Here is a 26132-nt window from a genome sequence, read left to right as displayed (position 1 = left end):
CGCCCATCCTATGACTTCTATGCTCTGTAGAATAGGAAGGCATACCTCAGTAGAAAATTGACAGGGTGTCGCTATCTGAGCGCCCCGCTAAAAGGCAGAATCGACTGTATGACGCTGCAATCCAGCCATCCCCTGAACGACGGACGCACCGGTGATTCTCCGCTGATCGCCGCCTATCGTGGGCGTGTGCCCAAGAGCGCTTCGGCCAGCCGCACTCCGATCTGGTTCATGCGCCAGGCGGGGCGCTCCCTGCCTGAGTACCGTAAGGCCCGTGAAGGCATCTCCATGCTGGATTCCTGCCTGCGCCCGGAGCTGGCCAGTGAGATCACTCTGCAGCCGGTGCGACGGCACGATGTGGACGCCGCGATCTTCTTCTCCGATATCGTCATCCCGCTCAAGCTGGCGGGCGTGGCAGTGGATATCGTGCCCGGCGTCGGCCCGGTGCTGGACCGCCCGATCCGCAGCCTGGCCGACGTCCAGGCCCTGCCGGTGCTCACCGAGGAGGCCCTGCAACCGATCCGCGACGCGGTGGCCCTCACCGTAGAGCAGCTGGGTGCTACTCCGTTGATCGGCTTCGCCGGTGCTCCTTTCACGCTTGCTGCCTACATGGTGGAGGGCAAGCCCTCGCGTGATCACCTGGGGCCACGCAGCATGATGCACGCTGACCCGCAGACTTGGCAGGCGCTGGCGAACTGGGCCGCGGATGCTTCGGGACGGTTCCTCAAAGCGCAGCTCGAAGCCGGTGCGAGCGCTGCTCAGCTCTTCGACTCCTGGGCCGGTTCGCTCGGTGTGCAGGACTACCAGAATCACGTTGCAGAGGCCTCCCGACGGGCCCTCGACCAGGTGCGCGGGCTCGGTGCGCCGCTGGTGCACTTCGGCACCGGAACCTCCGAGTTGCTGCCCGCGATGCGCGATGTCGGAGTTGATGTGATCGGCGTCGATTACCGGCTTCCGCTCGATGAAGCCAACCGGCGGCTCGGCGGCAGGACCCCATTGCAGGGAAATATTGATCCTGCACTGCTTGAGGCGCCGTGGGAGGTCTTGGAAGCACACGTTCGAGACGTGCTGCGCCGTGGGCGGAGCGCACCCGGTCACGTGGTGAATCTGGGTCACGGCGTTCCGCCGCAGACCGATCCGACGGTGCTGAGCCGTATCGTTGAACTAGTACACAGTGATAACTAGTACACAGCGATTCAGCGCAGAACAGCGAGCCGGTGCACCGTGCCGGGTGACAGATGGGCAGGAGAGCAGGGATGACTGAAGAACAGCGCTCGACGGCGGTCGTCATCGGCGGTGGCATGGCCGGGCTGGTCGCGGCTAGAGAGCTGGCGCACGCTGGCGTCTCGGTGACCCTGCTGGAAGCTACTGGGCAGGTCGGTGGAGCCGTGGCGGCTCATGAAGTCGGTGGCCTCGTGCTCGACGCCGGAGCTGAGAGCTATGCGAAACGCAGCAAGGCCTTTGAGGAGCTCGCCTCGCAATTGGGACTGACCGAGCAATTGGTCGAGCCGAATCCGGTCGGCGCCTGGCTGGCCTATGCGAATAGCAAGGGCCAAGCCCGTACCTCGTCGCTGCCCAAGGGGGTCCTCGGGATTCCACTCGATCTGGATGCTCCGGAGCTTCGCGAAATCCTCGGTCGCAGCGGTACGCTGCGCGCTAAATTAGATGTCAATCTGCCCAAGGGTGTCGGGGTGAAATCTCGCAGCCTGGCCGATATGGTGCGGGCCCGGATGGGTCAGCGTGTCGTTGACCGGCTGCTGGCTCCCGTGGTGGGCGGCGTCTATTCGGTGAGCCCGGAAGAGTTGGACCCGGATCTGGCGGTGCCCGGTCTGAGGGATGCCCTCCGCGAGCATGGTTCGCTCTCCGCGGCGGTCACCGCGATCAAGGCCAAGAACTCGGGAAAGAAATCGAAAAAACCTGGTTCTGCGATCGGTGGCCTGCGTGGTGGGGTCTATCAGATCGCCCAGGCGCTGCGCACTGAACTCGATGAACTCGGCGTCGAACTGAACGTGAACACTCCTGCTCTGGGCCTCAAGCGAACCGGTACGGCCTGGCATGTGACCACCCCTGAGGGCCTCTTGGAGGTGGATAAGGTGGTGCTCGCCACCGAGGCCAGTGCTGCGGTAGGGCTCTTGGAGGGAGTGCTGGTCGAAGCCGCGGATTTCGCTCAGCCCGATGCCTCGAGCGTGCAAGGCCGTGAAATCGCGCTGCTGACCATTGTGGTGGATCTGCCCGAGCTCGACGCCATGCCGCGCGGCACCGGCGTCCTGGTCGCTCCGCAGCTCGCCGAGATCAAGGCTAAAGCGCTCACCCACGCCACCGCGAAATGGCCCTGGCTGGCCGATGAGGAAGGGCCGGGGACGCATGTGCTGCGGCTTTCCTACCCGGAAGAGGCCTTGGCCGAAGGCGAACCAGGGCTGACCCAGGCCCTGCAGGACGCGAGTGCTCTGCTCGGTGTCACGGTGCAGGCCGACGATGTGCTGGACTGGGATCTGGTGCGCTGGCGCAGTGCCGTTTCCAATGCCAGCCTCGGTCAACAGACCAAGATCGACGCGCTGCGCGCAGCGGCCGCGAAGATCGACGGCCTTGTGGTGACCGGCGCCTGGCTGGCCGGGAATGGGCTGGTCTCCGTGATCGCCGATGCTCAGGCACAAGCGCGGAACCTGGTGTGATCTTAGTAACTTCTACGTGTCGTAGAAGTATTTCATTTTGGTAATCATTCCCTTCAAGGAGCAGACTGTTAGATATGAGCGACACTTTGGCTGAATCTGTCAGTAAAACAACCGCGTTTGACGTCGTTGACCCCTCACAGACCCCTTTCACGCTGTGGACCGTGGTGAAGCGAGTCGACCAGCCGACTGCGGGAAACGATGAAGATAAAGCCCTTGCTTTTGAAGCGCTCCTTGAGCAGCTCGCCGAGCAGAGCATCACGTTGCGCGGCAGCTACGACGTCTCCGCGATGCGCAATGACGCTGATGTCATGCTGTGGCTTGTCGGTCCCACTGCGGAAGGCTTGCAGCAGGCCGTCCGCGAGCTGCGTCGCAGCGAGCTCTTCGCCAATACCGAGATCGCCTGGTCGGCGATGGGGGTGCACCGCGAAGCCGAATTCGCCAAGAGTCACATCCCCAGCTATATGCGCCCCGGGCTGGAACCAAAGCAGTGGCTCTGTGTCTACCCGTTCGTGCGCTCCTATGAGTGGTACATCCTGCCCGACGAAGAACGCGGCCGAATGCTCCGCGAACACGGTTTGATGGGCCGTGATTTTCCCGGAGTGCTGGCCAATACGGTGTCCTCCTTCGCGCTCGGCGACTGGGAATGGCTGCTCGGCCTGGAAGCTGATGATGTGCTGGAACTGGTCGATCTGATGCGGCATCTGCGAGCCACCGACGCCCGGATGCACGTCCGCGAAGAAGTCCCCTTCTACACCGGGCGGCGGATCAACGCTGCTGAGATCGCTGAGGTACTGCGATGAACAGCTCTGCGATGAGTCTGACCACCGAGGCTAACGCCAATGCCGTCAACCCGGTAACCGAGCGCGGCCGGATGGCTCCCAAAGAGTACGACGCGATCCTGCTCGCCTCCTTCGGCGGCCCGGAGGGGCAGGACGACGTCATTCCTTTTCTGCGGAACGTCACCCGTGGTCGCGGCATCCCGGATGAGCGCCTCGAAGAGGTCTCACATCACTACCGCGCCTTCGGTGGGATCAGCCCGATCAACGAGCAGAACCGGGCCCTGAAGGCCGCATTGGAAGCCGAGCTCGCGAAGCGCAATATCGACCTTCCTGTGCTTTGGGGAAATCGCAACTGGGATCCTTATATTCCAGAGGTCCTGCAAGAGGCTTATGACGCCGGCTATCGCAAGCTGCTGACCGTCACCACGAGCGCCTATTCCTGTTATTCCTCCTGCCGGCAGTACCGCGAAGACCTCGGCATGGCCCTGGTGGAGACCGGTCTCGACGGTAAGCTCGAAGTGGATAAAATCCGTCAGTACTTTGACCACCCTGGCTTCGTGGAGCCTTTCATCGAAGGCACCGCGGCGGGCTTGGCCAAAGTCCGTGGCGAGTTGGCCGCTGGCGAGAAAGTCCATGTGCTCTTCGCCACCCACTCGATTCCGACCCGGGACGCCGAGGCAGCTGGCAACTCAACCGAAGAACCTCGCGAATTCGCCGAAGGCTCGGCCTATGTGGCACAGCACCTAGCTGCTGCCGCCGCGGTGATCGCGCGGGTCGACGCGGCTGGTGATTCCGCTGGTGCGAACGATGAGAACGGCCAAGATGACCAAAAGACTGAGAGCGGCACTCAGTGGTCATTGGTCTACCAGTCTCGCTCCGGTGCACCGCACGTGCCCTGGCTGGAACCCGATATCAGCGACGCCATGGAAGAGCTGGCCGCCCAAGGCGTGCGCGGCGTCGTCGTGGTGCCGCTGGGTTTCGTCAGCGACCATATGGAAGTGGTCTGGGATCTGGACACCGAAGCCAAGGAAACCGCGGAGCGGCTCAATCTGGCCTTTGACCGGGTGCCGACTCCGGGGACTCATCAGAAATTCGTTTCCGGCTTAGTGGATTTGATCTGCGAGCGGACCGTTTCGAACAATATCGCGGACCGCCCCGCAATGACCCCGCTGGGGCCTTGGTACGACATCTGCCGCCCGGGTTGCTGCGCCAATTTCCGCGGTGAGAAGCCGACCATTGCGGGAGCGGATACCACCGTCGGATCGGTGGCCGGTGCCTGAGGTCTTCCGGCTGGGAACTCGCGGCTCGCAACTCGCCCGCACCCAGTCTCAGCAAGTGGCGGACCAGCTTTCGGCGATCGGCGGCTTCGACGTCGAACTCGTGGAGATCCGCACCGATGGTGATGTGCTGACCGGTCCGTTGTCTCAGATGGGCGGCACTGGGGTCTTCGTCACCGCACTGCGTGAGGCGCTGCTCAGCGGCCGCATCGATCTCGCGGTGCACTCCTTGAAGGATCTGCCTACTGCGGCGGCTCCTGGCTTGCGGCTGGGGGCGATCCCGCTGCGTGCCGACGTCCGGGATGCGCTCTGCGCGCGCTCTCACCGGACGCTGAGCGAGCTGCCGGACGGTGCGAAGGTTGGCACCGGCTCACCCCGTCGGGCGGCTCAATTGCGGGCTGCCCGAGCCGATCTCGAAGTCGTCGATATCCGCGGCAATGTGGACACCCGGCTGAGCCGACTGGAAAAAGATCTGGACGCCGTGGTGCTCGCCGCCGCCGGGCTGGGCCGGATCGGCCGCTCGGTGGCGATCTCTGAGCTCTTCGACGCCGAAGTGATGTTGCCAGCCCCCGGGCAGGGAGCGCTCGCACTCGAAGTGGCCCACGACGTGCCAACCGCGCTCGGCGCCGCGCTCGCCGCTTTGGACGACGTCAATAGCCGCTTGGCGGTCACCGCCGAACGGGCCCTGCTGGCCAGGCTGGAAGCCGGTTGCAGTGCGCCGGTGGGTGCGCTGGCCACGGTGCAGGACGATACAGTGCAGGACGATACGGTGCAGGGCAGCGTGCTGCGGCTTGAGGCCTGCGTCTGCGCTGTCGATGGCAGCCGTATTATCCGCCAGGTCAAGGCCACCGACGGCCTCACCGAGGTGGCTGCCACCCTGCTCGGCATCGAGCTGGCCGAAGCGATGCTCGCCGATGGCGCCGCCGAATTGATCTGATCCGATGCGCACCGGAACGCCGCAGCCCTCGCACGCTGATCCGAATCAGCAAATCGCTTCGGCTCAGTTCGAGGCGAAGCTGCCGTCAGGACTCTCGGTTCTGGTGACCCGCAGTCCGGATCGTTCGGCGGTTCTGGTCGAGGCCCTAAGAGAGGCCGGGGCAGAACCTCTGCTGCTGCCCTTGATCGACTTCGAGACCGTTGAATTCTCGGTCGACGCTTTGCAGACAGGGGGGTACGACTGGCTGGTGGTTTCTTCGATCACTACGGTCCGCGCCTTGAAGAACGCCGCTCAGCAGCGGGGTGTGCCGCTCAGTTCTTTGATTCCGCCGAGCACCAAAGTGGCGACCATCGGCCCGTCCTCACGCCGGGTGCTCGAGCAGGAGGGCATCGAGGTCACGCTGGCTCCCCAAGGTAGCCAGTCCGCAGCCGGGCTGGTCGCCATCCTGCCGGAGCTCGGTGGTGCCCGAGTCTGGTTGCCGCAGTCCGATATCGCCGGGTCAGCTTTGGCCGACGGGCTGCGGGCTGCCGGAGCAGAGCTCACCGTCAGCACCGCTTACCGTACCGTTGACTATCCGGCGAGCAATCGGCTGGTGACCGACCTCGCCGTGGGGCTCCCCGAGCCGCAGGTCCGGGTGCTCTCCTTGTCGGAGGCGAGAATCCGGATCGACGAGGGACGCCTGCACGCCGTGGTGGCTGCCTCACCGAGCGCTGCCAGCCGGATCGCGCAGACCTTGGCGCCGCTGGGAAGCACCGCCTTCATCGCGATCGGGCAGCCCACCGCGCACCAAGCCCTGGCGGAAGGCATCGAAGTGGCGGCAACCGCCGAGCAACCGACGCCCCAGGGGATCGTTCAGGCTTTGCAGGGTATCTACCGAACTGGCACTGACCGAATTGACACTGGCCGAACTGGCACCGGCCGAAATAGCAGCATGACCGGAAGGAATCAAGAATGAGTTTCCCCTCGCATCGGCCGCGACGGCTGCGAAGCACCCCAGCGATGCGGCGTCTCGCGGCTGAATACCGGGTGCACCCCGCCGATCTGATTCTGCCGCTCTTCGTCAAGGAAACGCTCAGCGAGCCTCAGCCGATCGCTTCAATGCCCGGAGTGGTGCAGCACAGCTCCGACTCGTTGCGCCGGGCCGCCGCTCGAGCGGCTGAGCTCGGCCTCGGCGGCATCATGCTGTTCGGGATTCCCGCCGAGCGCGATGCGGTGGGCAGCGCGGCGCTCGAGGAAAACGGCATCCTGAACCGGTCGATCCGCGAAGTCCGAGCCGAAGTCGGCGAAGAGATCGTGGTGATGAGCGATCTCTGCCTTGACGAGTTCACCGATCACGGCCACTGCGGCGTGCTGGATGATCAAGGCCGGGTGGACAACGACGCGAGCCTGGAGATCTATGCGCAGATGGCCGTGGCCCAGGCTCAGGCCGGAGCGCATCTGCTCGGACCTTCCGGCATGATGGACGGACAAGTTGCGGTGATCCGTCAGGCTCTGGACGCCGCCGGATTCCAGGAGACCGGAGTGCTGGCCTACGCCGCGAAGTACGCCTCGGCCTTCTACGGTCCCTTCCGGGACGCCGTCGATTCGAGCCTCAAGGGAGACCGCCGAACCTACCAGATGGATGCCGCCAATCGGCGTGAGGCACTTCTGGAGGTTGAGCTGGACCTCGAAGAGGGTGCCGATCTGGTGATGGTGAAACCGGCGATGAGCTACCTGGACATCTTGGCCGATGTTGCCGCAATGTCGCCGGTGCCGGTTGCTGCCTACCAGATCTCCGGTGAGTACGCGATGATCGAGGCAGCCGCGGCCAATGGCTGGATCGACCGCCGGGCGGCGATTCAGGAATCCGTGCTGAGCATCAAGCGCGCCGGAGCCGATTCGATCCTCACTTACTGGGCCGTTGAACTGGCCGAATGGCTGGCTGAGTAGATGACCAACGAGATGACAGAGGAGACGAATGTGCCGGTGAACCCCACCGCGCCCGTGGCCGCGGATCAGATCCTGCTCGGGCTGAACACCTTCGGCGATATCGGGCTCGATGAGCAGGGTCAGCCGCTGCCCGCCGCCCAGGTGCTCCGGCAGTTACTGGAGCAAGCCGAATTGGCTGATGCCCTGGGCCTGCAGTCCTTTGGGGTGGGGGAGCACCACCGGGCGGATTTCGCGGTTTCAGCCCCTGAGGTCTTCTTGGCTGCTGCGGCAGCCCGTACCGAGCGGATCCGGCTGGGCTCCGCCGTCACGGTTTTGAGCTCGGATGATCCAATTCGGGTCTTCCAGCGTTTCTCCACCGTCGATGCGCTCTCCGATGGCCGGGCTGAGGTGATGCTGGGGCGGGGTTCCTTTATTGAATCCTTCCCGCTCTTCGGCCTCGACCTGGACGATTACGAGTTGCTCTTCGAAGAGAAGCTAGAGCTCTTCGACCAGGCCCGTTCGCAGAAGCCGATGCACTGGGAAGGCCGGAGCAGGCCGGGGATCAGCGGTCTGAAAGCCTACCCGACCCTGGAGAAGCATCTATTGCCGACCTGGATCGGCGTCGGCGGCACGCCTGAATCGGTGATTCGCTGCGCGCATTACGGTTACCCGATCATCTTCGCCATCATCGGCGGTCAGCCTCGGGCCTTCGCCCCTCTGGTGGAGCTCTACCGGGAGGCGATGAGCAAATACGGTCACCCGATGCAGCAAATCGCCACTCACTCGCCGGGATATCTGGCACAGACCGACCAGCAGGCGCGGGATGAGTTCTTCCCGCACTGGATCCTCAGCCGGAACAAGATCGGCGCGGAACGCGGCTGGGGCCCGGGCAGCCGGGCGGATTTCGAGGAGATGTGCGGCCCGGAAGGCGCGCTCTATGTCGGTTCCCCGGAAACAGTGGCGCAGAAGATCGCGCTGCTGAAACGGAATCTTGGTGTCGATCGCTTCGATCTGAAGTACAGCAACGGCACCTTGCCGCACCAAGCCATGATGCGCTCAATCGAGCTCTTCGGCAGCCAGGTGGCACCCCGGGTCGCCGAGCTACTAGCCGCGGATTCGCCCCGCCCAGAGCCGAAATAGAAGAAGGACACAGAACACCCATGAGCAGAACTTCTACGACCAAAACTTCTACGACCAAAACTCCTACGACCAGTTCAGCAGAGCTTTTCGCCCGTGCCCAGACCCTGATGCCCGGCGGGGTGAACTCCCCGGTGCGCGCCTTTGGCTCGGTCGGCGGTACTCCGAGGTTCATCACGTCGGCGCGAGGTGCCTATCTGCACGACGCCGACGGCCGGGACTACGTCGATCTGGTCTGTTCCTGGGGCCCCGCGCTGCTGGGGCACGCGCACCCCGAGGTGCTGGCCGCGGTGCACGCCGCGGTGGATCGCGGACTCTCCTTCGGCGCTTCCACTCCCGATGAAGCCGAACTCGCTGAGCTGGTCCGGGGGCGGGTCTCCGCCGTCGAAAGGCTCCGGATGGTCTCCACCGGCACCGAGGCGACCATGACGGCGGTGCGGCTGGCCCGGGGCTTCACCGGGCGCGAGCTGGTGGTGAAGTTCGCGGGCTGCTATCACGGCCACGTGGACGGCCTGCTGGCCGCGGCTGGCTCAGGTTTGGCCACGCTGGCAATGCCGGGCTCAGCTGGGGTGACGGCGGCCACCGCCGCGGAGACCCTGGTGCTGCCCTATAACGATCTGGACGCCGTGCGCGAGGTCTTTGCGGTGCACGGCCCGCGGATCGCCGCGGTGATCACCGAGGCGGCTCCGGCGAATATGGGCGTGGTGACTCCGGCTGCGGGTTTCAATGCCGGGCTGGCCGAGATCACCCAGGAACACGGCGCGTTACTGATCCTCGACGAAGTGCTCACCGGGTTCCGGGTCGGTCCAGCTGGCTACTGGGGCTTGAGCAGCGCCGAGGAGGGCGGTTGGACGCCGGATCTGCTCACCTTCGGCAAAGTGATCGGCGGCGGACTGCCCACTGCCGCACTCGGGGGACGGGCCGACGTGATGGAGTACTTGGCTCCGCTCGGCCCGGTCTATCAGGCAGGGACACTGAGTGGGAACCCGGTGGCGATGGCGGCCGGAGTGGCGACGCTCAAAGCGGCGACCGCGGAGGTCTATGCCACCGTGGACGCTCGCTCCTTGCAGCTTTCCAGTGCGCTTTCTGAAGCTCTGGACGCGGTGGGTGTGCAGCATTCGATCCAGCGGGCTGGCAATCTCTTCTCGGTTGCTTTCGGCGTCTCAGAGGTGCGGGACTATGCCCAGGCCCAGAGCCAGCAGGCCTTCCGCTACGCGCCGTTCTTCCACTCCATGCTCGACTCCGGAGTGTACTTACCGCCCTCGGTGTTCGAAGCCTGGTTCCTCTCGGCGGCGCACGACGATGCCGCGATGAACCGGATTATTGAGGCGCTCCCGGCAGCCGCTGAGGCTGCGGCATCGGCGCTGGCTGCTTAGCGGGTTTCAGGCATCCGAGTGACTCACCCTCGGCGGTCATCCAGCAGCCAGAGGTCCTTCAGAGTTCTAACTCGTAAACGATCTCCAGGCCATCTTCTTCGTCCCATTGCTCGCCGACTTTCACTAAGCCGTACTGGCTCACTAACCGGTAGGAGGCTTCGTTCTCCGGAGCGATAGTTGCCCGGAGTACCCGGACCTCGGGCTCTTCCCGAGCTCTTTGCAGAAGCTTTTCGAAAGCGGCTCGGGCGTAGCCCTGGCGCCGCAATTCGACGTCGATCTCGTAGCCAACCTCCACCATGCCGTGTTCGTCCGGCGGGCCATGATAACCGGCACGGCCCACCGCAAGCTGGCGTTCGACGTCCCAGATCACTCCGGTGATCCACCCGGCAGAGGCGGGATCTTCGAGGATCTGCCGGCTGCGCCGCTGCCAGACTGTGTTCTGCCTGCCGGCGTCCTGGTTCGTCGAGACGAAGAAGGGGCCCAGCGGCACCGGTGAATGCCGGTTCGCGGCTTCCAGATCGTTCGCGGCCAGAGCCGCCAGCGCAGCGGCATTCAGTTGGACAATCTGGACAGCCCGAGATTCAGGCTTCGGTTCTGGGCTCAAAGCGGCCTTTCAGCAGGACGATCAATTCAGGGCCGCCAGCTGTGCGCAACTGACTGTGCGGATTCAGCTGGCGTTGCCCGCGAAGCGGTAGCGGAAGCTATTCCCGGTGTTTGCGGTCACGATCACATCGTAGTACCCGTCGAGCAAGGTCCAGTCCACGGTTTTGTTGGAGCCGCCCGCCACCCAGATCTCCTCCTGACGGGTCACGAAGTCATTGGCTTGCAGCGTGAACCTGACCCCGGGGGTGCCCGAGTTGGAGAGCGTCAATCGCAGCCCGCCGCCGGGCAGCAGCTGCGCATTGACCTGCGGCAGCGGGATATCCGTCGCGGTCCCGGAGACCACGGTGCCGGCGAATCTGCGAATGAAGCGATCAGGGCCATAGACGCTCAGATCGTAGCGACCATCGGTGCTCGCGGCGGGCCAGCTGTAGTTACGCGGCTTGCCTTTGACGACGTCGAAAGGAGTCGCCTGGAAAGGCAAGCGGACATTGGGATAGACCGCCATGGAGACTGCGCTGGAACCCTCATTGCTCAGCGAGACATCGATCACTCCGGTGGCCCGGTTGATCTGGATGGTGGCATTCTGCGCATAGGGGATAGGCCGCCGGTGCTTTTTGCCTGACTCCTGTGAGGGCATTTGCTGCTGCCCTGTGGCGGGGATCTTGATGCCTGGTTTGCTGCGATCCGCGTCAGCGGCAGCCACCAGCGGTGCGGTATCCGGCAGCTCAGGGATCTTGAAATCCGGGTTCTTGAAGTCGAAGCAACTGCTCAGATCGCCGCAGATGGAACGCCGCCAGGCTGAGATGTTCTTATCCTGCACTCCGCTCCAGGTCTCCAGAAAGCGGATTACTGAGGTGTGGTCGAAGACCTGTGAATTGACCCAGCCGCCGCGGCTCCACGGCGAGACTACCGTCATAGGCACTCGGACGCCCAAGCCGATCGGCAGTCCTTGGACGAATTCATCGGGTGTCCCGGCTTCCGGCATCGGCGGCACAACGTGGTCGAAATAGCCGTCGTTCTCGTCGTAGTTGATCAGCAGTACGGTGTTGCGCCAGGTCTGGTCGTTGCTCAGGATGGCTTGCACTACCGCGTTGGTGAAATGCGCTCCGTAATCCGGGCTGGCAGCGGGGTGCTCGCACCAGCCATAGGGCGCCACCACATAGCTGACCTCGGGGAGGGTTCCTGCGGCGCAGTCCGCACCGAAATCGCGGAGCAAATAGTTGACGTCCAGTCCCTTGCCGGAGTCGGCTTTCCAGCCATCGTGCAAGCCACCGTGTTCCGCGAGCTTGCGCTTCGCCGGATCCGAGGAGTTCAGCGAGTCGTGGTAGGCCTGGAACAGCCACAGCGGGTTGTCACCGTAGTCGCCGACATAGGGGTGCAGACCTGAATCGCCCACTTCGTCATTGGCGTAGGTCTTCCAGCTCTTACCGGCTTTTTCGAGTTCCTCGCCGTAGGTGCCCCAGGAGTAGACCGCGTTGTAGTCCGCCGGGTTGCTGATCGCGGGGCCGCCCTTACCCCCGGCGGCATTGACGGTGCCCGACCATTGGTAGAGCCTGTTCGGCGTGGTGGGGCCGGTGACAGAGCAGAAATAGTGATCGCAGATGGTAAAGGAATCCGCCAGCGCATAGTGGTAAGGCAGATCGTCCCGAGTGAAGTAGCCCATGGTCTGCGGTGATTTGCTGTCCACCCAGCGGTTCCAGGCCCCCTTATTCCAGGCCGAATGCCCGCCTGACCAGCTGTGGTCCAGCCCTCCGGCGTTTTGCGCATTGTATTTTGACGAGTCCAGGTGGAAAGGCAGTAGAGCTCCGCCGTCGGAGCGCGAAGCAGCCGGCTGATTGAAGACGCTGCCACCTTTGAACGACCCTGCGGGAGGCAGCTCGAGGCCCTGCTGATCGCTGAAGCCCCGGACGCCTGCCAAGCTGCCGTAGTAGTGATCGAAGGAGCGGTTCTCCTGCATCAGGATCACCACGTGCTTGACGTCCTTGAGGGTTCCGGTCAGCGGGGCGGTCTGCGGGCCAGCGGCGCTGGAAACTGCGGCGCCGGACACGGCAGCATCGGCGGGCGAGGCCTGCTGGATCGCTTGCACTCCGGCGACCCCGGCGGAGATCGCCGCCGCGCCGAGCGCGAGCAGTGAGCGTCGGCTGACTCCAGTGGGGACGTCGGTGTCATGGGTCAGCTCGGGGGCCAAGGGGGGCGCCGCCAGCGGTTTCTCCGGCCAGCTGATCTTCGGATTGCGGTGTTCGGGCTTTTGCTTGCTCATAGTCTCTGGGCTTTCTTGATCGGCGGGTTGAGCAACGGTGAAGAGGGGCAGCGGCTAGTGGGAGCTCCGGGGATTGGACGCCGGAGCGGGCTTGGTGCAGCCCAACTGGAAACTCGCCACTACCGCCGCATGGTCGGAGATCCAGGAGTTGTTCAGCACCTCCGGCAGTGGCTTCGGGAAGCCATCCACCAGGGTGTGCGATTCAAGGACTTGCAACGGTCCGGCCGACATCAGGTAGTCGACCCGGTCGGGCACGGCGGCATTGCCGACGACGGCGTTGCTGAGTCCTGGCTCGCTGGCTGGGTCGGGATTCAGGGTGCGAAAGGCATCCTTGAGCCCGGCGCTGCTGAAGGTGGCGGGAACCGGCCAATTCACCGCGCCGACATCGCAACGGTTGATCGCGGCAGTCCAGTCACTAGCGCTCGGTGAAGCCAGCGAACCGAACAGGATCAGCGGTTTTTTAGCGGCCAGTTCAGGAGCCAGTGCGGTTTTCACCAACTGAGCCTGCGCGTATCGCTGGGTGGTCTTTTCCTTGGCCACCAAGCCAGCTGCGTTCGGTGCATCTTTTCCGCAGGCGAGAACCGGACCACTAGCGGTTTCGTCCAGCGCGGTGGACCAGAGTGAGATGCTCCGGCCCGCGACTTTTAGGCTGGCGTGCGCGGCAGGCAACTCGACGGCGGCTGACCGAGCTGCCGGTGACTTAGTAGCCGGTGAATTGATCGTCGAGGCAATGCTCTGTAGCGGAAAATGACTCAGGAAGGCTGAACCAGCGGTTTCTGCGGTTGAGTTCCAGCCCAGTCGCCCGGCGACTTTAGCAGCCAGGCCAGACGATTCCTGAAGGGCCAGCACATCGATTCGATTCAAGAGGATCGTCTTCACCAGCTTTTCCACTGGGTTGCTCACATGGCTGCCGCCGTCCCACGCGTTGAGAGTCGCTGTTTTCAGCGGAGGCTGCTGCCGAGTGACCGGAACATCGACGCTCAGCGGGGAGGCTGTGCCGTCCGCGGCGACTGCTGTCAGCTCAATTCGATAAGGCTCTTCCCTCGCGGCAGGGGATGTCCCAGTGATGACTCCATCACTGCCCAGCGAAAGCCAGCCGTCCCCTCCGGTTTTGCTCAGCACCGGGGCGGCCACCGGCTTATCGTCTTTGCCGAACCACAAGCCGGAAACAGGAATTGAAACCGATGAGCCTGGACTCACCGGTGCAGCGGTGAAGGCATCGGTGACCCAGTGCGGTCCGCTCGGACCGCCGTCAAAAGGAGGCTGCGGTTTGAGTTGGAAGATCACCGGCGGGGCGAGCCAGCTGTAGCCGTCGTTATACAGGAAATAGGCGGCGACGTCGTGGCCGTCACTGAGTGCACCGGAAGGGATCGTGATGGTTCCGGAGGCCTCGGGCGCGCGCAGCCAGGTAGTGGAGGCGGCATGGAACTTCTGATCGCTGGGGCCGCCGCTGGCCGGATCGTAGAGACCGATCCAGTTCATCGGATTCGGCCGGTCCGTGTGGTAGCTGAAGGTCAGGCCATCACCGACTGCTGGGCTCGGCGTCGAGAGCGCTAAGCCGCCGGTGGCATTCGGGTAGCTCAACCGGAAGGTCACCGGCGGGGCGAGCCAGCTATAACCGTCTTTGGCCAGGAAATAGGCCACCACATCGTGGCCAGCGGTGAGCTTCGCGCTGCTTATGCTGAGCGTTCCGGAAGCTTCGGGCGCGCGCAGCCAGGTGGTGGAAGGAGCGTGATACTTCTCATCGCTCGGGCCGTCGGAGGGCTTGTCATAGAGCCCGATCCAGTTCAGCGCATCCGGCGAATCCGTGGTGTAGGAGAATTTCAGTTCATCTCCGGCCCAGAGCACTTGATTCTGTAGCAGCAAAGTGCCGCTACTGGCTGCCCGGGCTGGTTCCGCAATCAGATTGGACAGAATAAGGCTGGACAGCAGGACCAGCAAGGTCGTCAGGGCTAGGGAAAAGCGACGCATCAGTGCCTCTCAAATCACCGGATCGGAATGCCTGAGCCTTGTCGTATCTGCTCGACGTCAACTCGCGGGCCGACGTCGAGAGCCCCAAAGGGCCTCAGCTCATTCCTCAGCCCTGAATATACTCATCGATGCTGAAGCTAAACCGCTCTTGTTTACCAAAGATCCCCGGAAATACAAGCTTTTTTGCTGCTGGGCTTGAGCGCATATTCATCTGGTTTTCACCGAATGGTTACTCAGCGCGATTTTGTCGGCTCGATGGATGGCGCTGATCGCCGGGCACTGGCATTTCCGACACCGCTGGCCTCTTGGATGCTCGGAACGGCAATCTGCCGCTCCGAGCACGAGCGGATTTAAAGCACGTCTGAGAGGAAACCTTTCAACCGGTCCGTCTGCGGATCGGTGAAGATCTGTTCGGGCGTTCCGGTCTCTACGACCAGCCCGGCGTCCATAAAGAGCACCTGATCCGAGACGCTCCGGGAGAAGCCCATCTCATGGGTCACCACGACCATGGTCATCCCTGATTTCGCCAGGTCGGCCATCAAGGCCAAAATTCCCTTGACTAGCTCCGGGTCCAGTGCCGAGGTGGCTTCGTCGAAGAACATCACTTCGGGTTTCATCGCGAGTGCCCGGGCGATGGCTACCCGTTGTTGCTGGCCTCCGGAGAGATTGCCTGGCCTGGCTTCGGCGCGATGCTTCAGACCGACCAGATCGAGCTGCACCAGAGCTTCTTCTCGGGCCTGGTCCTTGGAGAGCTTGCGGATTTTGCGTAAGGCGAGCGAGACATTGTCCACCACGGTTTTGTGCGGGAACAGATTGAACTGCTGGAAGACCATCCCGATGCGCTGCCGGAGCAGATTGGGATCGTCCTTCAACACCGATTTGCCGTCCAGCAGAATATCGCCGCTATCCGGTTCATTGAGCCTGTTAAGCACCCGCAGCAGCGTCGATTTTCCTGAACCTGAGGGGCCTACCACTGAGGTCGCGGTGCCGCTTTGCACGGTGATGTCGATGCCGCGCAGCACGTGATTGGTTCCGAAGGAGAGGTGCAGCTGGCGCCCTTCCAAGGTTCCGCCATTGTAGTGGTGGGCAGCTTGTGTCTGAGTTTCCGTGCTCATCGCACCGGGCTCCCTTCAACTGATACCGGGGCCTGGCCCTGCTCCGGCTGATTCTTTTCAGTGTTCTTTTCGGCGCGACCGGTGCGCAGGCGCTTATCGATGTAGTTGACCAGATGGGTGAGCGGGATGGTCAGGATCAGGTAGAGCACTCCAGCGGCCACCAGCGGGGAGATGTTTCCTGAATTGGCCTGGGCGTCATTGCCGATCCGGAAGATTTCGCGCTGGCTGGCCAGCAGGCCGAGGAAGAAGACCAGTGAGGAGTCTTTGATCAGCGCGATGAACTGGTTCATCAAGGCAGGCAGCACGCGCCGGACGCCCTGCGGGATGACCACGAGCCGCATCGAGGAACTGTAGCTGAAGCCGAGCGCGCGGGAAGCTTCCAGCTGTCCCTTTTCAACGCTCTGGATGCCGGAGCGAAAGATTTCCCCGATATACGCGGCGGCCATCAATGACAGCGCCAGAATGCCCATCGGGTAGGGGCTCTTGCCCAGGATCGGAGAGGTCAGGGGGCTCAGCCCGATGCCGATCAGCAGCATGATCAGCGCAGCCGGAAGCCCGCGGAAGATATCCGTGTAGATCCGGGCCAGGTATCTGGGCAGACGATGCTTGGAAATGCCCATCACCGCGAGCAGCAACCCGAATAAGGTGCCGAGGATTCCCGAGGAGATCGCGAAGATCAGGGTGTTTGGCAGCCCCACGAGAAGCAGCTCGGGAGCGACTTCCGCCATGGCATTGAAATCGAAGAATGTTTTGAGGAATTGCTGAAATGCGTCCATACCGCTTGTCCTTCAGATAGTTCGGGCTAACGCTGCAAAGGCGGTGCGGAACATCTCAGGGACGTTCCGCACCGCCTTGAAGCAGGGTTTTAGCCGAGTTTTGACGCCTTGCTGCCCGGCTTCCAGGTCTTCGGGGTCTCCCGGTCCGGGTACCACTGCTTGGCGAGCTTGCTCCAGGTACCGTCAGCCACCACGGCATCCAGCCCGGAGTTGAGTGCGTCGATGAGCGGCTTGTTCTCGGAGTTGACCGCGTAGGCGGTGAAGTTCTGGGTGTTGATCACGCTTTCCGCGATGGTGGTGCCATCACCGGGCTTGACCTGCCCGGTGGCCTGCTGCGAGGGGGCGACCCAGGCGTCGACCTGGCCGTTCTTCACATTGGCGAAGACGGTGTTGTAGTCCTGGAAGCGCACGGGCTCCAGTCCGAGGGTATTGGTCACGTAGTCGTCCTGCACGGTTCCCTGCACGACGCCGATCCGCACATCACCTTTGAGATCCTTGAACCCCTTGATGGCGGAGTCGCTCTTCGCCACGACGGCCATATAACCGAAGTCATAGCCATTGGTGAAGCCGACGTTCTGGCGTCGCTTATCAGTGGTCGAGATGGACGAGGATCCGACGTCGAACTGCTTGTTCTGCACCTGTGAGAGCAGTGCGGCGAAGTCGGTGGCGACGAATTCGGTCTTCAGCCCGAGTTTGGCCGCGATGGCACGCAGCAACTCGTTATCGAAACCGGTGAAGACGCCGTCCTTGAGGAAGATGTTCGGCGGAGCGTCTGAGAGAGTGCCGACCCGAAGCACGCCGTCCGTACCGAGACCCAGTTTTGACTTGTCAATCTGATCCAGCGGCGTGACATCTGCGGTGGTGTACTTATCGGTGGAAGCCTGGTCGGCGCCGGCCAGGGCAGCCGTGGAATTGCCGCTCGAAGATGAGCCAGCCGCTCCGCAAGCGGAGAGCGTCAGGGCCAGCAGGGAGGCCACTGAAGCGGCTTTGAGCCAGGTGAGTGACTTCAATTTCATGGGTGCATCTCGTTTCTCTCAGCATGTTCGCCGAACTTTCAGTCATCACCAGAACTCGCCGCTCACGAGGGCGCGCTGGGTGAGAAAAGCTCGCAGATAACTGCAGATAATTATCCCATGAACGGATTTTCTCGACTTACCTCGAACTTTCAACGTAATAAAAGTGCTAGGGCCGAATATCTGAGCCTAAAGGTGCTGAATTGCAATGCAATTGACAGGAATTTCCCAGTTTTCACCTAAGTAACGCGCTCGGCTACCGTTTCACCGGCCATGTGCCATCGATCACAGCGTCAATTTTGCCCTGGCTTCGTAGATATTCCTGGAAACTCGCGGCCTGCTCCGCTGCCCAGCGGATCTGTGCCCGGTGCAGTTCCATGGCGTTGAGTTGCAACTCCGGATATTGCTCGATCATCACCGCGGCCAGCCGAACCGTGGCTAAAGCATCGGCGGCGGAGGTGTGCGCGTCGATCAGCGGCACTCCGTAGTGCTGGCAACTTGCCTCCAGCGTCCTCTTGCCCTTGCGGAAGCGGTCCACTTGCTTGTCCATGATGAAAGGATCGGTGACCGGCGCGGCTTCGAGCTGGCGCAGGCCGTGGCGAGCCGCCTCCAAGGCCAGCACGGTGAAATCGTAGGAGGCATTGAAAGCGGTGACTGGGAGGCCCCGGGTGAAATAGCCTGCCAGCACCTCAAGGATGCCGGCGGTCACCTGAGCCACTGGACGGCCCTCGGCTTGGGCGCGTGCCGTGCTGATGCCGTGGATCTGCGCCGCCTGCAGGGGAATCTCCACTCCGGGGTCAGCCAGCCATTCATGGCTCTCCAGAATGCTCCCGTCCGGATCGACCAGCACGATCGAAGCGGTGACCAACCGGGCGTCAAAAGGGTCTCGTCCGGTGGTCTCGACGTCGAAAGCCGCCCTCGGCGCTGCTAGCCAGTTGCTCATGAGTCAAGGTTATCCTTCGATACCGACGCCAACCGGCCCCTGCCCTGATCCCCCTGCTTCTTAATCCAGTTGTCCCATCGAGTGTTACTGGTGGGGCAGGAGTCCAGTTATTTTTGCCTCATGGGTAACAACTGCATCACTCGGTGGGACAACTGGATAGCGCCTATCGTTCTGCCCCTCAGTGAGTTGTGAGGGGCCCGTTGGCGGCTTTTTGCCGGCGGGAAGCAACGAATGCTCGCGGGCTCGGCGTGGGGACCCCTGAACTGGGCCCACGGGCCGAGGGACCCGAAACGAGGAACGAGCTTTGGGAAGGCATGGGGATAGCGCCTATCGTTCTACCCCTTCGCCTCGCGGGCTCGGCGTGGGGACCCCTGAACGATAGGCTTAGAGGATGCGGAGCGAGTATATTGAGGCGGTTCTTGAACTCGCCGCTTTGATTCCTCCTGGCAAGGTGCTCGCTTACGGGGACCTTGCGGAATTGCTCGGTGACGGCGGACCTCGCCAGGTGGGCAGCGTGATGTCCCACCAGGGCGGAGCGGTCGCCTGGTGGCGAGTGCTGCGTTCGAGCGGGCAGCCATTGCAGGGGCACGACCAAACTGCCCTCACCCAGTACCGCCTTGAAGAGACTCCGCTGCGCGGCAGGACCACGGGCCAGGATGCCTCCTGGCGGGTTGATATGCCGCGCGCTCGCTGGCAGCCAACCGAAGCTGAATGGCAGCTGATCGATGCCATCGCCGGCAAACTCGAACCCCGTTTCCGCATGGTGTCTGAGCCCGATGAGATAACTGCTCCATGAGCACGCAGATCCCCTCGCTCCGCCTGGTTCCTCCGGCGTCCGGGCAGCGTATCGTGCCTGAATTGAACGCTGAGCAGCGAGCCATCGTGGAACTCCCGCCGGGCAGCGGCCCTCAGCTGATCTGGGGTGGGCCGGGAACCGGGAAATCGATGCTCTTAGTGGAGGCCGCGGTTCACCGAGTTGAAGAACTAGGCATCGAGCCCGACAGGCTGTTGCTCTTGACCCCGAGCAGGCTCACTGCCGCCCGGCTCCGAGATGAATTGAGTGCCAGGCTGCAGGGCACCATGAGCAGTTCTCCGGCGCGCACCTGGGCCTCCTACGCCTTCGATATACTGCGTCGTGCTCAGGTCGAAAAGGTCCTGCCGAGTTCCGCCCCCGAACGTCCGCCACGGCTGATCAGCGGTCCGGAGCAGGATCTGCTGATCAAGGAATTACTGCAAGGGCATCAAACCGGATTGGCCCCTGGCCCGCAGTGGCCCGAAGAACTGCGGGAGGCCCTGGGCACAAGAGGCTTCCGGCAGGAGGTCAGGCAGCTCTTCGACCGGGTGAACGATAACGGGCTGAGCCCCGAGGACCTCAACGAACTGGGCCTGCAGAACGACCGGCCCGATTGGCAGGCTGCTGCCAGACTGTTCAGTGAGTACCGCGATCTGATCGAACTTCAGGACCTGGGACAATTCGATCCGGCCGGGATGATCCGTGCTGCGAGCGAGGTTCTGGAAGACCACCCGCAGTGGCGCGAGCAGGAACGACAGAGATTCGATCTCATCCTGATCGACGACGTCCAGGAACTGGGCCGAGCGACCCACCAGCTCTTGCGACAACTGGTGACCGGGAAGGACGCCTTGATCACCGCCTGCCCAGACGTCGTCGTCCAGGGCTTCCGCGGTGCCCGGCCCGATCTGGTGGGCGAGTTGCGCGATGAGCTGGAAGCGGAGGAGGCCGTGCTGAGCGGTTCTTTCCGGCTGAGTGCCCCGTTGATTGCGGCCTGGCAGCGAGTGGCAGAACGGATTGCGCAGAGCAAAGGCGGCCACAAAGCTCGTCAACTGGCGGTCTCGGATGAAAAGTTGAGTGAGCCCGCAGGAGCAGCCTTGCCAGCCGGAGAACCCGCGGTGAGTTGCGCCCTGCTGAGTTCAGAAGTGCAGCAGCGCAGGTTCATCGCTGAGCGGATCCTGCACTTGACCCTCGACGGCGGGCGTTCGCTGACCGAGCTCGCGGTGATCGTGCGCACCGGAGCCCAGGTGTCGGCCATTCAGCGTTATCTGGTCTCGCACGGCATTCCAGTGCGCGTTCCGGCGGCTGAGACGCCGATCCGGGATGAGCCAGCGGTACGCCCCCTGCTCGCCGCCTATCAACTCGCCCTGGACCCGGAACTGCTCGACGCGGAGCGTGCGGTGGAACTCCTCAGTTCCAGGATCTGCGGGATGAGCTCAGTGCAACTCAGACGGCTTCGTCAGGCATTGCGGGCCGAAGAGCTAGCCGCTGGCGGAGGGCGCAGCAGCGATGAATTGCTGGTCGAGGCTCTGGCCCGGCCGGCTCAATTGACAGCGCTCGGATTGGATGGGCGGACGGCGGCCCGGATCGCCCGGGTACTGCAGGCTGGCCGGGAAGCCCTGAACAAACCCGATGCCAACCCGCAGAGCATCCTGTGGGCGCTCTGGGACACCGCAGGGCTGAGCGAGGAATGGGCGGTCACGGCACTGCGCGAAGATGCTTCAGGCGCCCGTGCTGACCGTGATCTGGATGCCATGATGGCTCTTTTCCAGGCGGCGGAACGCTATGTCGACCAGGCTCCGGCAGCCAGCCCGCGGGCTTTTCTGGAGTATCTACTCGGCCAGGAACTGCCGATGGACACGCTAGCAGCGCGAGCTCAATCGGGCGAAGCGGTAGAAGTGCTGACTCCCGCCAGCGCAGCTGGTCGTCAGTGGCCGGTGGTGATCGTCGCCGGGGTTCAGGAAGGCATCTGGCCGAACAACCGCTTGCGCGGAGAATTATTGGGTAGCCAGTACCTGGTCGAAGTGCTCGAGCTGGGGTCTGCTGGAGCCCGCCAGCTGAGCGCTGCCCAGCGGATGAGGGATATCCGTTATGACGAGCTGAGGAGTTTCTCAGCGGCGATCTCCCGGGCGTCCCAGCAATTGATCTGTGCAGCGGTCTCCTCTGAGGATGAGCAGCCCTCGAACTTCCTCGACCTGGTGGATCCCTGGCCGCCCAGTGAGGCTCAGCCGAGTCGTCCGCTCACCGAAGTACGCCGTCCCAAGAATCTTCGCTCTTTGGTGGCGGAGCTGCGACAAGCCAACGAGAGCAACCGGGACGCCGCCGAGGCTGCCCAGGTTTTGGCGGCTCTGGCCGGCGAGGGTGTGCAGGGCGCCGCTCCAGCCCAGTGGTGGGGGTTAGCTCCGCTCAGCTCGACCCAGCCGGTGCTGCCCGCCGAAGACGTAGTTCCGGTCTCTCCGTCGAAGATCGAAACGGTGCTGGGCTCACCCTTCAACTGGTTCATTCAGGCGGCGGGCGGTGAAGCGGAACAGGACTTTGCCCGCAGTCTTGGCACTCTGATTCACAGCATCGCCCAGGACCTTCCTCACGCCACGGCTGGTGAGTACCTCCAAGAATTGGAGCGGCGCTGGCCGAGCCTCGGGCTGCGTAAGAACTGGCAGGAGAAGCTGGATAAGAAACGAGCGGAGAAAATGCTCGGCAAGCTCGCCAGCTATATTGCCGCAATGTCGGCAGAGGGGCGATCCCTGCTCGCCGTGGAACAGGGGTTCGCGGTGCAGATCGCGGGTGCGCGGGTGGCAGCGCTGACCGGGAAAGTCGACCGGTTAGAGCTCGATGGGCAGGGCCGCTTGGTGGTGATCGACCTGAAGACCGGGAAGAGCAAGCCCAGGGCCGATGAGGTGGCGGAGCATCCGCAGCTGGGTGCCTACCAGGTGGCGGTTGCCGTCGGCGCCTTCCAGGAGCTGAACCGCTCAGGGGAGCAGGCCGAGCCTGGAGGAGCGGCCCTGGTGCAACTCGGTGGTAACACGGTCAAAGTATCGGTCCAGGAACAAGAGGCCCTGAAAGGCGATCAGGACTGGGCGACTCCCATGGTGCAGCAGGCCGCTGTGCTGATGTCCGCGGCGGAATTCGCGGCGATCCATGACCCGCAGCGCGATGGCGGGCGTTCCTGTCCCTTCCCCGAGATCTGCCCGCTGTGCCGGGGTAAGCAGGTAACCGAATGAGCCAGGAAGCGGCGCAGCTTAGAGGAACCCGCCAACCAACCGAGGAGCAGCGACTGATCATTGAAGCGCCGCTCGAGCCGATGCTGGTGATCGCCGGGGCAGGTTCTGGGAAGACCACCACGATGGCTGATCGGGTGGTGTATCTGGTCAGCCATGAGCTGGCCCGTCCGGAGGAGATTCTCGGAGTCACCTTCACCCGCAAAGCAGCCGGTGAGCTGGCAGCCAGAGTGCGCCTGCAGCTTCAGGAACTGGCCAGGGCCCGCGGCCTGAGCTTCGACCTGGAACCCGAGATCTCCACCTACCACTCCTATGCCAAGACCATTGTGAGCGATTATGGCTTGCGGCTCGGCGTGGAGAAAGACGCCGTGGTGCTCGGCCCCGCGCAGTGCTGGCAATTGGCGGCTCAGCTGGTCGAAGCTTATGACGGCGACCTCACCGACAGTTTCGACGGTGCCGCTTCGACGCTGGTACAGGCCGTGATAGCGCTCGCGGGGGAGTGCTCGGAGCATCTGCGGCAGCCTCGTGAGGTCGAAGAACTGCTGGATGGCTTAGCGGATCGCTTCGCGGAACTGCCCTATCTGGAGGGCAGCAGCAGGTCCAGCTCTCTGGAGGCCAATAAATTACAGGCGATGTTCCGTACCCGGGCGCGAGTCGCCGAGCTGGTCAACCGTTATCAGCTGGCCAAGAATCAGCGAAACGCCCTGGACTACGGTGATCTGATCGCCTTGGCGGCCAGGATCGCGCAGCAGATGCCCGCGGTCGCCGAACAGGAGCGGGATCGTCATAAAGTGGTGCTGCTCGATGAATTCCAGGACACCTCCCATGCCCAATTGAGTCTGTTCTCCGCGCTCTATGGTCAGGGTCACCCGGTCACCGCGGTCGGCGATCCACACCAGTCGATCTATGGTTTCCGCGGAGCCTCAGCGGGTCAGCTTTTCCGCTTTCCGGAGATCTTCCGGCGTCGGGATGGCCAGCCAGCCAGGACGGCGGCGCTCACCGTGGCCTGGCGCAATTCCTTGCACGTACTGGAAGCAGCCAATGTGATGTCGGCTGAACTCAACCGCCGGGCCGAAGAACAGCACGCAGGCTCCGCCGTCCCCTTGCTTCCCTTGCGGCCCCGTCCGGCTGCTCCCCGCGGCGAGGTGGAACTGGCCAGATTCGGAACCGAGGCTGAGGAGGCCGAAGCGATCGCGGAACGCATTGCACAGCGGCGCTCAGCCGCACTCTCGCAGCGAACTCAGCCGTCCAGCATCGCGGTGCTATGCCGTCGTCGTACCCAGTTCGAAAGCCTTCAAACTGCTTTCGAAGCTCGGGGAATCGGCTACGAAATCCTTGGCCTGGGCGGCCTCTTGGCCACACCGGAAGTGATCGATGTGGTGGCCACGCTGCGGGTACTGGTTGACCCCGGTCGTTCCGATTCACTCATGAGGCTGCTCACGGGCGCTCGGTGGAGGATAGGAGTCAGCGATCTTGCGGCGTTGGCCGATTGGTCGAAGTACCTCGCCCGGCGTCACCGTCGGTCGGCTCAGTCCGCGCGCGTTGTGGAGGGCGAGAGTCAGGCACCGCCGGGCGGAACCCAGGATGAGATGATTCAGGACACCGTGGAGGCCGCCAGCCTGGTGGAGGCGATCGATGCGTTGGAGCCGGAGTTCTGGCCCGCTGCGGCCCGGCAGCTCAGCGCCGAAGGACGACGCCGGCTGCTGCTGCTGCGCGACGAACTGCGCTCGCTGCGTGCCCTGGTCGGTGAGGATCTGCTCAGCCTGATCAGCGAGGTGGAGCGCAGCATGCTGCTGGATATCGAGCTGGCGGCGCGACCCGGCACCAGCTATCACCGTGCCCGCCACCACCTGGATGCTTTCGCGGATGCCGCCGCCGGATTCCTGCAGAGCGCCGAGCGGGTGGATGTGCTGGCTTTCCTCTCCTGGCTGGAAACCGCCGAACAGGAAGAACGCGGCCTGGATCTGCAATCCATCGATGTCGATCCAGGGGCCGTGCAACTGCTCACGGTGCACGCCGCCAAGGGCCTGGAGTGGGATGAGGTCTATGTTCCGGGCGTCTCGGCGGGAGTCTTTCCGAGTGCGCGCATCGACCGGTGGAGCAAACGCTCGCATTCCTTACCCTGGCCGCTGCGGGGCGACGTCGCCGATCTCCCGGAGTGGGATCTGGACGGTTCAGATCAGAAGTCCTGGCTCACCGCAGAACAGATCTTCGCCGATGAAGTCCGCGTGCACAGCGAGGACGAGGAACGCCGCCTAGCTTATGTGGCTTACACCAGAGCTAGGGATTTCCTGATGGTTAGCAGCTCGAAATGGCTGGGTAGCGCAGCCACGCCTCGCGAGACCTCGGCCTTTATCGAGGAGCTACGGCAGACCGATCAGTTCTCTGCTCCGCCCGGAGTGGAACACCCCTGGCCAGAGGACCAGGAGCTTCCCGCCGAGAACCCCGGGCTGGCCATGACGACCAGCGCGCAATGGCCTTATGACCCTCTTGAAGGCCCTCTGCTCACGGTGGGCGAGAAGATTCAGCCTGGATCGACCAACCGCCGGGCCGCAGTGGAAGCCGCCGCCGAACGGGTTGCGCACGCCTGGCAACATCCGGTGGCGGATCTCTGGCAGCGCAGTCTGCGCTGGGGAGCCGAAGCCAGGGGGCTGCTGGAACGACGGAAAACAGCGAAAGAGACCCTTGAGATCGAACTTCCCGGGCATCTTTCGGCTTCCACTCTGATGGAATTACGGGCCAACCCAGAAAGCGTGATCCGACAGATCCGCCGGCCGGTGCCGCGCAGGCCAGGTTCGGCGGCGAGGAAGGGGACGGCCTTCCACTCCTGGGTAGAGCAGTTCTACGGTGCAGCAGGCCAGCTGGATCTAGGAGACTTCTTGGCAGCCGCTGATGAATTTGTGGAGGACAGCTATCAGCTCTCGGAGCTGAAAGACAATTTCGCCGCCTCGGAATGGGCGGATCGGCAACCCGCTTATGTCGAGGTGCCGATTGAGACTAAGGTGGCAGGTATTGTGGTGCGAGGCCGGATCGACGCGGTCTTCCAGGACACCCCAAACAGCCCGGACACTCCAGACACTGAGGACAGTCCAGAAGGCGATTGGGAACTGGTGGACTGGAAGACCGGTAAAGTGCCCAATGCCTCAGAACTCACGGTGCGGGCCGTGCAGCTGGCGATCTACCGCCTGGCCTGGTCGAGGCTCAAAAAGGTGCCGGTTGACCGGGTGCGGGCGGCCTTCTACTACGTCGGCCAGAACAAGACCATCCGGGTCAACGACCTCGCTGGGGAGGAAGAGCTGGAACGCATCATCACCGAGGCCTATCGCGCCTGAGCGCTGCCCAGCCTCTGCTGAACCGAAC

Annotated in this window: 19 protein-coding genes; 12 read left to right on the top strand and 7 right to left on the bottom strand. The window is 63.3% G+C overall.

What is annotated here, in order from left to right; all coding sequences use genetic code 11:
- Positions 1–108: 108 nt before the first annotated feature.
- From hemE to hemL, 9 genes are all read left to right on the top strand, one after another.
- On the top strand, positions 109–1182 hold the full coding sequence (gene hemE / locus ABDK06_RS03890) for a uroporphyrinogen decarboxylase (protein ID WP_394939106.1): 1074 nt from the start codon (positions 109–111) through the stop codon (positions 1180–1182).
- Positions 1183–1253: 71 nt separating this feature from the next.
- Complete coding sequence (gene hemG, locus ABDK06_RS03885) at positions 1254–2669, top strand: protoporphyrinogen oxidase (protein ID WP_394939104.1); 1416 nt, start codon at positions 1254–1256, stop codon at positions 2667–2669.
- Between the two features lie 74 nt (positions 2670–2743).
- Positions 2744–3469: a hydrogen peroxide-dependent heme synthase gene (gene hemQ, locus ABDK06_RS03880; RefSeq protein WP_394939102.1), complete on the top strand. Its 726-nt coding sequence runs from the start codon at positions 2744–2746 to the stop codon at positions 3467–3469.
- Positions 3466–4728 carry a ferrochelatase gene (locus tag ABDK06_RS03875; protein ID WP_394939100.1) on the top strand — a complete coding sequence of 421 codons (1263 nt, stop codon included), beginning with the start codon at positions 3466–3468 and terminating at the stop codon, positions 4726–4728. Before hemQ ends, ABDK06_RS03875 begins: the two co-directional genes overlap by 4 nt.
- Positions 4721–5662, top strand: a complete 942-nt coding sequence (gene hemC, locus ABDK06_RS03870; RefSeq protein WP_394939098.1) for a hydroxymethylbilane synthase — start codon at positions 4721–4723, stop codon at positions 5660–5662. Before ABDK06_RS03875 ends, hemC begins: the two co-directional genes overlap by 8 nt.
- A gap of 4 nt (positions 5663–5666) precedes the next feature.
- Positions 5667–6617 (top strand): uroporphyrinogen-III synthase, encoded by a 951-nt coding sequence (locus ABDK06_RS03865; RefSeq protein WP_394939096.1) that lies wholly within the window; start codon positions 5667–5669, stop codon positions 6615–6617.
- Positions 6614–7591, top strand: a complete 978-nt coding sequence (gene hemB, locus ABDK06_RS03860; RefSeq protein WP_394939094.1) for a porphobilinogen synthase — start codon at positions 6614–6616, stop codon at positions 7589–7591. The genes ABDK06_RS03865 and hemB overlap by 4 nt, the downstream gene beginning before the upstream one ends.
- A complete protein-coding gene (locus ABDK06_RS03855; RefSeq protein ID WP_394939092.1) occupies positions 7592–8710 on the top strand; it encodes an LLM class flavin-dependent oxidoreductase in 1119 nt (372 codons plus the stop codon).
- Between the two features lie 20 nt (positions 8711–8730).
- The gene (hemL, locus tag ABDK06_RS03850; protein ID WP_394939090.1) at positions 8731–10083 is read left to right on the top strand and encodes a glutamate-1-semialdehyde 2,1-aminomutase; all 1353 of its coding nucleotides are present in this window, start codon (positions 8731–8733) and stop codon (positions 10081–10083) included.
- Between the two features lie 58 nt (positions 10084–10141).
- On the opposite strand, the gene ABDK06_RS03845 is transcribed toward hemL, so the two are convergent.
- From ABDK06_RS03845 to ABDK06_RS03815, 7 genes are all read right to left on the bottom strand, one after another.
- Positions 10142–10687, bottom strand: a complete 546-nt coding sequence (locus tag ABDK06_RS03845; protein WP_394939088.1) for a GNAT family N-acetyltransferase — start codon at positions 10685–10687, stop codon at positions 10142–10144.
- 63 nt (positions 10688–10750) lie between these two features.
- The gene (locus tag ABDK06_RS03840) at positions 10751–12946 is read right to left on the bottom strand and encodes a phosphocholine-specific phospholipase C (protein ID WP_394939086.1); all 2196 of its coding nucleotides are present in this window, start codon (positions 12944–12946) and stop codon (positions 10751–10753) included.
- A gap of 54 nt (positions 12947–13000) precedes the next feature.
- Positions 13001–14917, bottom strand: coding sequence for a hypothetical protein (locus ABDK06_RS03835; protein ID WP_394939084.1), 1917 nt, complete (start codon positions 14915–14917; stop codon positions 13001–13003).
- Positions 14918–15267: 350 nt separating this feature from the next.
- A complete protein-coding gene (locus ABDK06_RS03830; protein WP_394939082.1) occupies positions 15268–16032 on the bottom strand; it encodes an amino acid ABC transporter ATP-binding protein in 765 nt (254 codons plus the stop codon).
- Positions 16029–16808, bottom strand: coding sequence for an amino acid ABC transporter permease (locus ABDK06_RS03825; protein WP_394939080.1), 780 nt, complete (start codon positions 16806–16808; stop codon positions 16029–16031). The genes ABDK06_RS03830 and ABDK06_RS03825 overlap by 4 nt, the downstream gene beginning before the upstream one ends.
- An 89-nt stretch (positions 16809–16897) precedes the next feature.
- Entirely contained in the window at positions 16898–17824 is a 927-nt protein-coding gene (locus ABDK06_RS03820) for a substrate-binding periplasmic protein (protein WP_394939078.1), read from the bottom strand.
- Positions 17825–18077: 253 nt separating this feature from the next.
- The gene (locus ABDK06_RS03815; RefSeq protein WP_394939076.1) at positions 18078–18764 is read right to left on the bottom strand and encodes a 3'-5' exonuclease; all 687 of its coding nucleotides are present in this window, start codon (positions 18762–18764) and stop codon (positions 18078–18080) included.
- 391 nt (positions 18765–19155) lie between these two features.
- On the opposite strand from ABDK06_RS03815, the gene ABDK06_RS03810 reads away from it, so the two are divergent.
- From ABDK06_RS03810 to ABDK06_RS03800, 3 genes are read left to right on the top strand one after another with little or no spacing between them, the layout of a single operon-like run.
- Complete coding sequence (locus ABDK06_RS03810) at positions 19156–19560, top strand: MGMT family protein (RefSeq protein ID WP_394939074.1); 405 nt, start codon at positions 19156–19158, stop codon at positions 19558–19560.
- Positions 19557–22775: an ATP-dependent helicase gene (locus ABDK06_RS03805; RefSeq protein ID WP_394939072.1), complete on the top strand. Its 3219-nt coding sequence runs from the start codon at positions 19557–19559 to the stop codon at positions 22773–22775. The genes ABDK06_RS03810 and ABDK06_RS03805 overlap by 4 nt, the downstream gene beginning before the upstream one ends.
- Positions 22772–26104, top strand: a complete 3333-nt coding sequence (locus tag ABDK06_RS03800; RefSeq protein ID WP_394939070.1) for an ATP-dependent helicase — start codon at positions 22772–22774, stop codon at positions 26102–26104. The genes ABDK06_RS03805 and ABDK06_RS03800 overlap by 4 nt, the downstream gene beginning before the upstream one ends.
- Positions 26105–26132 lie beyond the last annotated feature (28 nt).

This window comes from Psychromicrobium ferritrahens, from assembly GCF_043789415.1.
Classification (GTDB): Bacteria; Actinomycetota; Actinomycetes; order Actinomycetales; family Micrococcaceae; genus Renibacterium.
The sequence above is the reverse complement of the archived record's forward strand: the minus strand, read 5'-3'. Positions and strand labels throughout refer to the sequence as shown.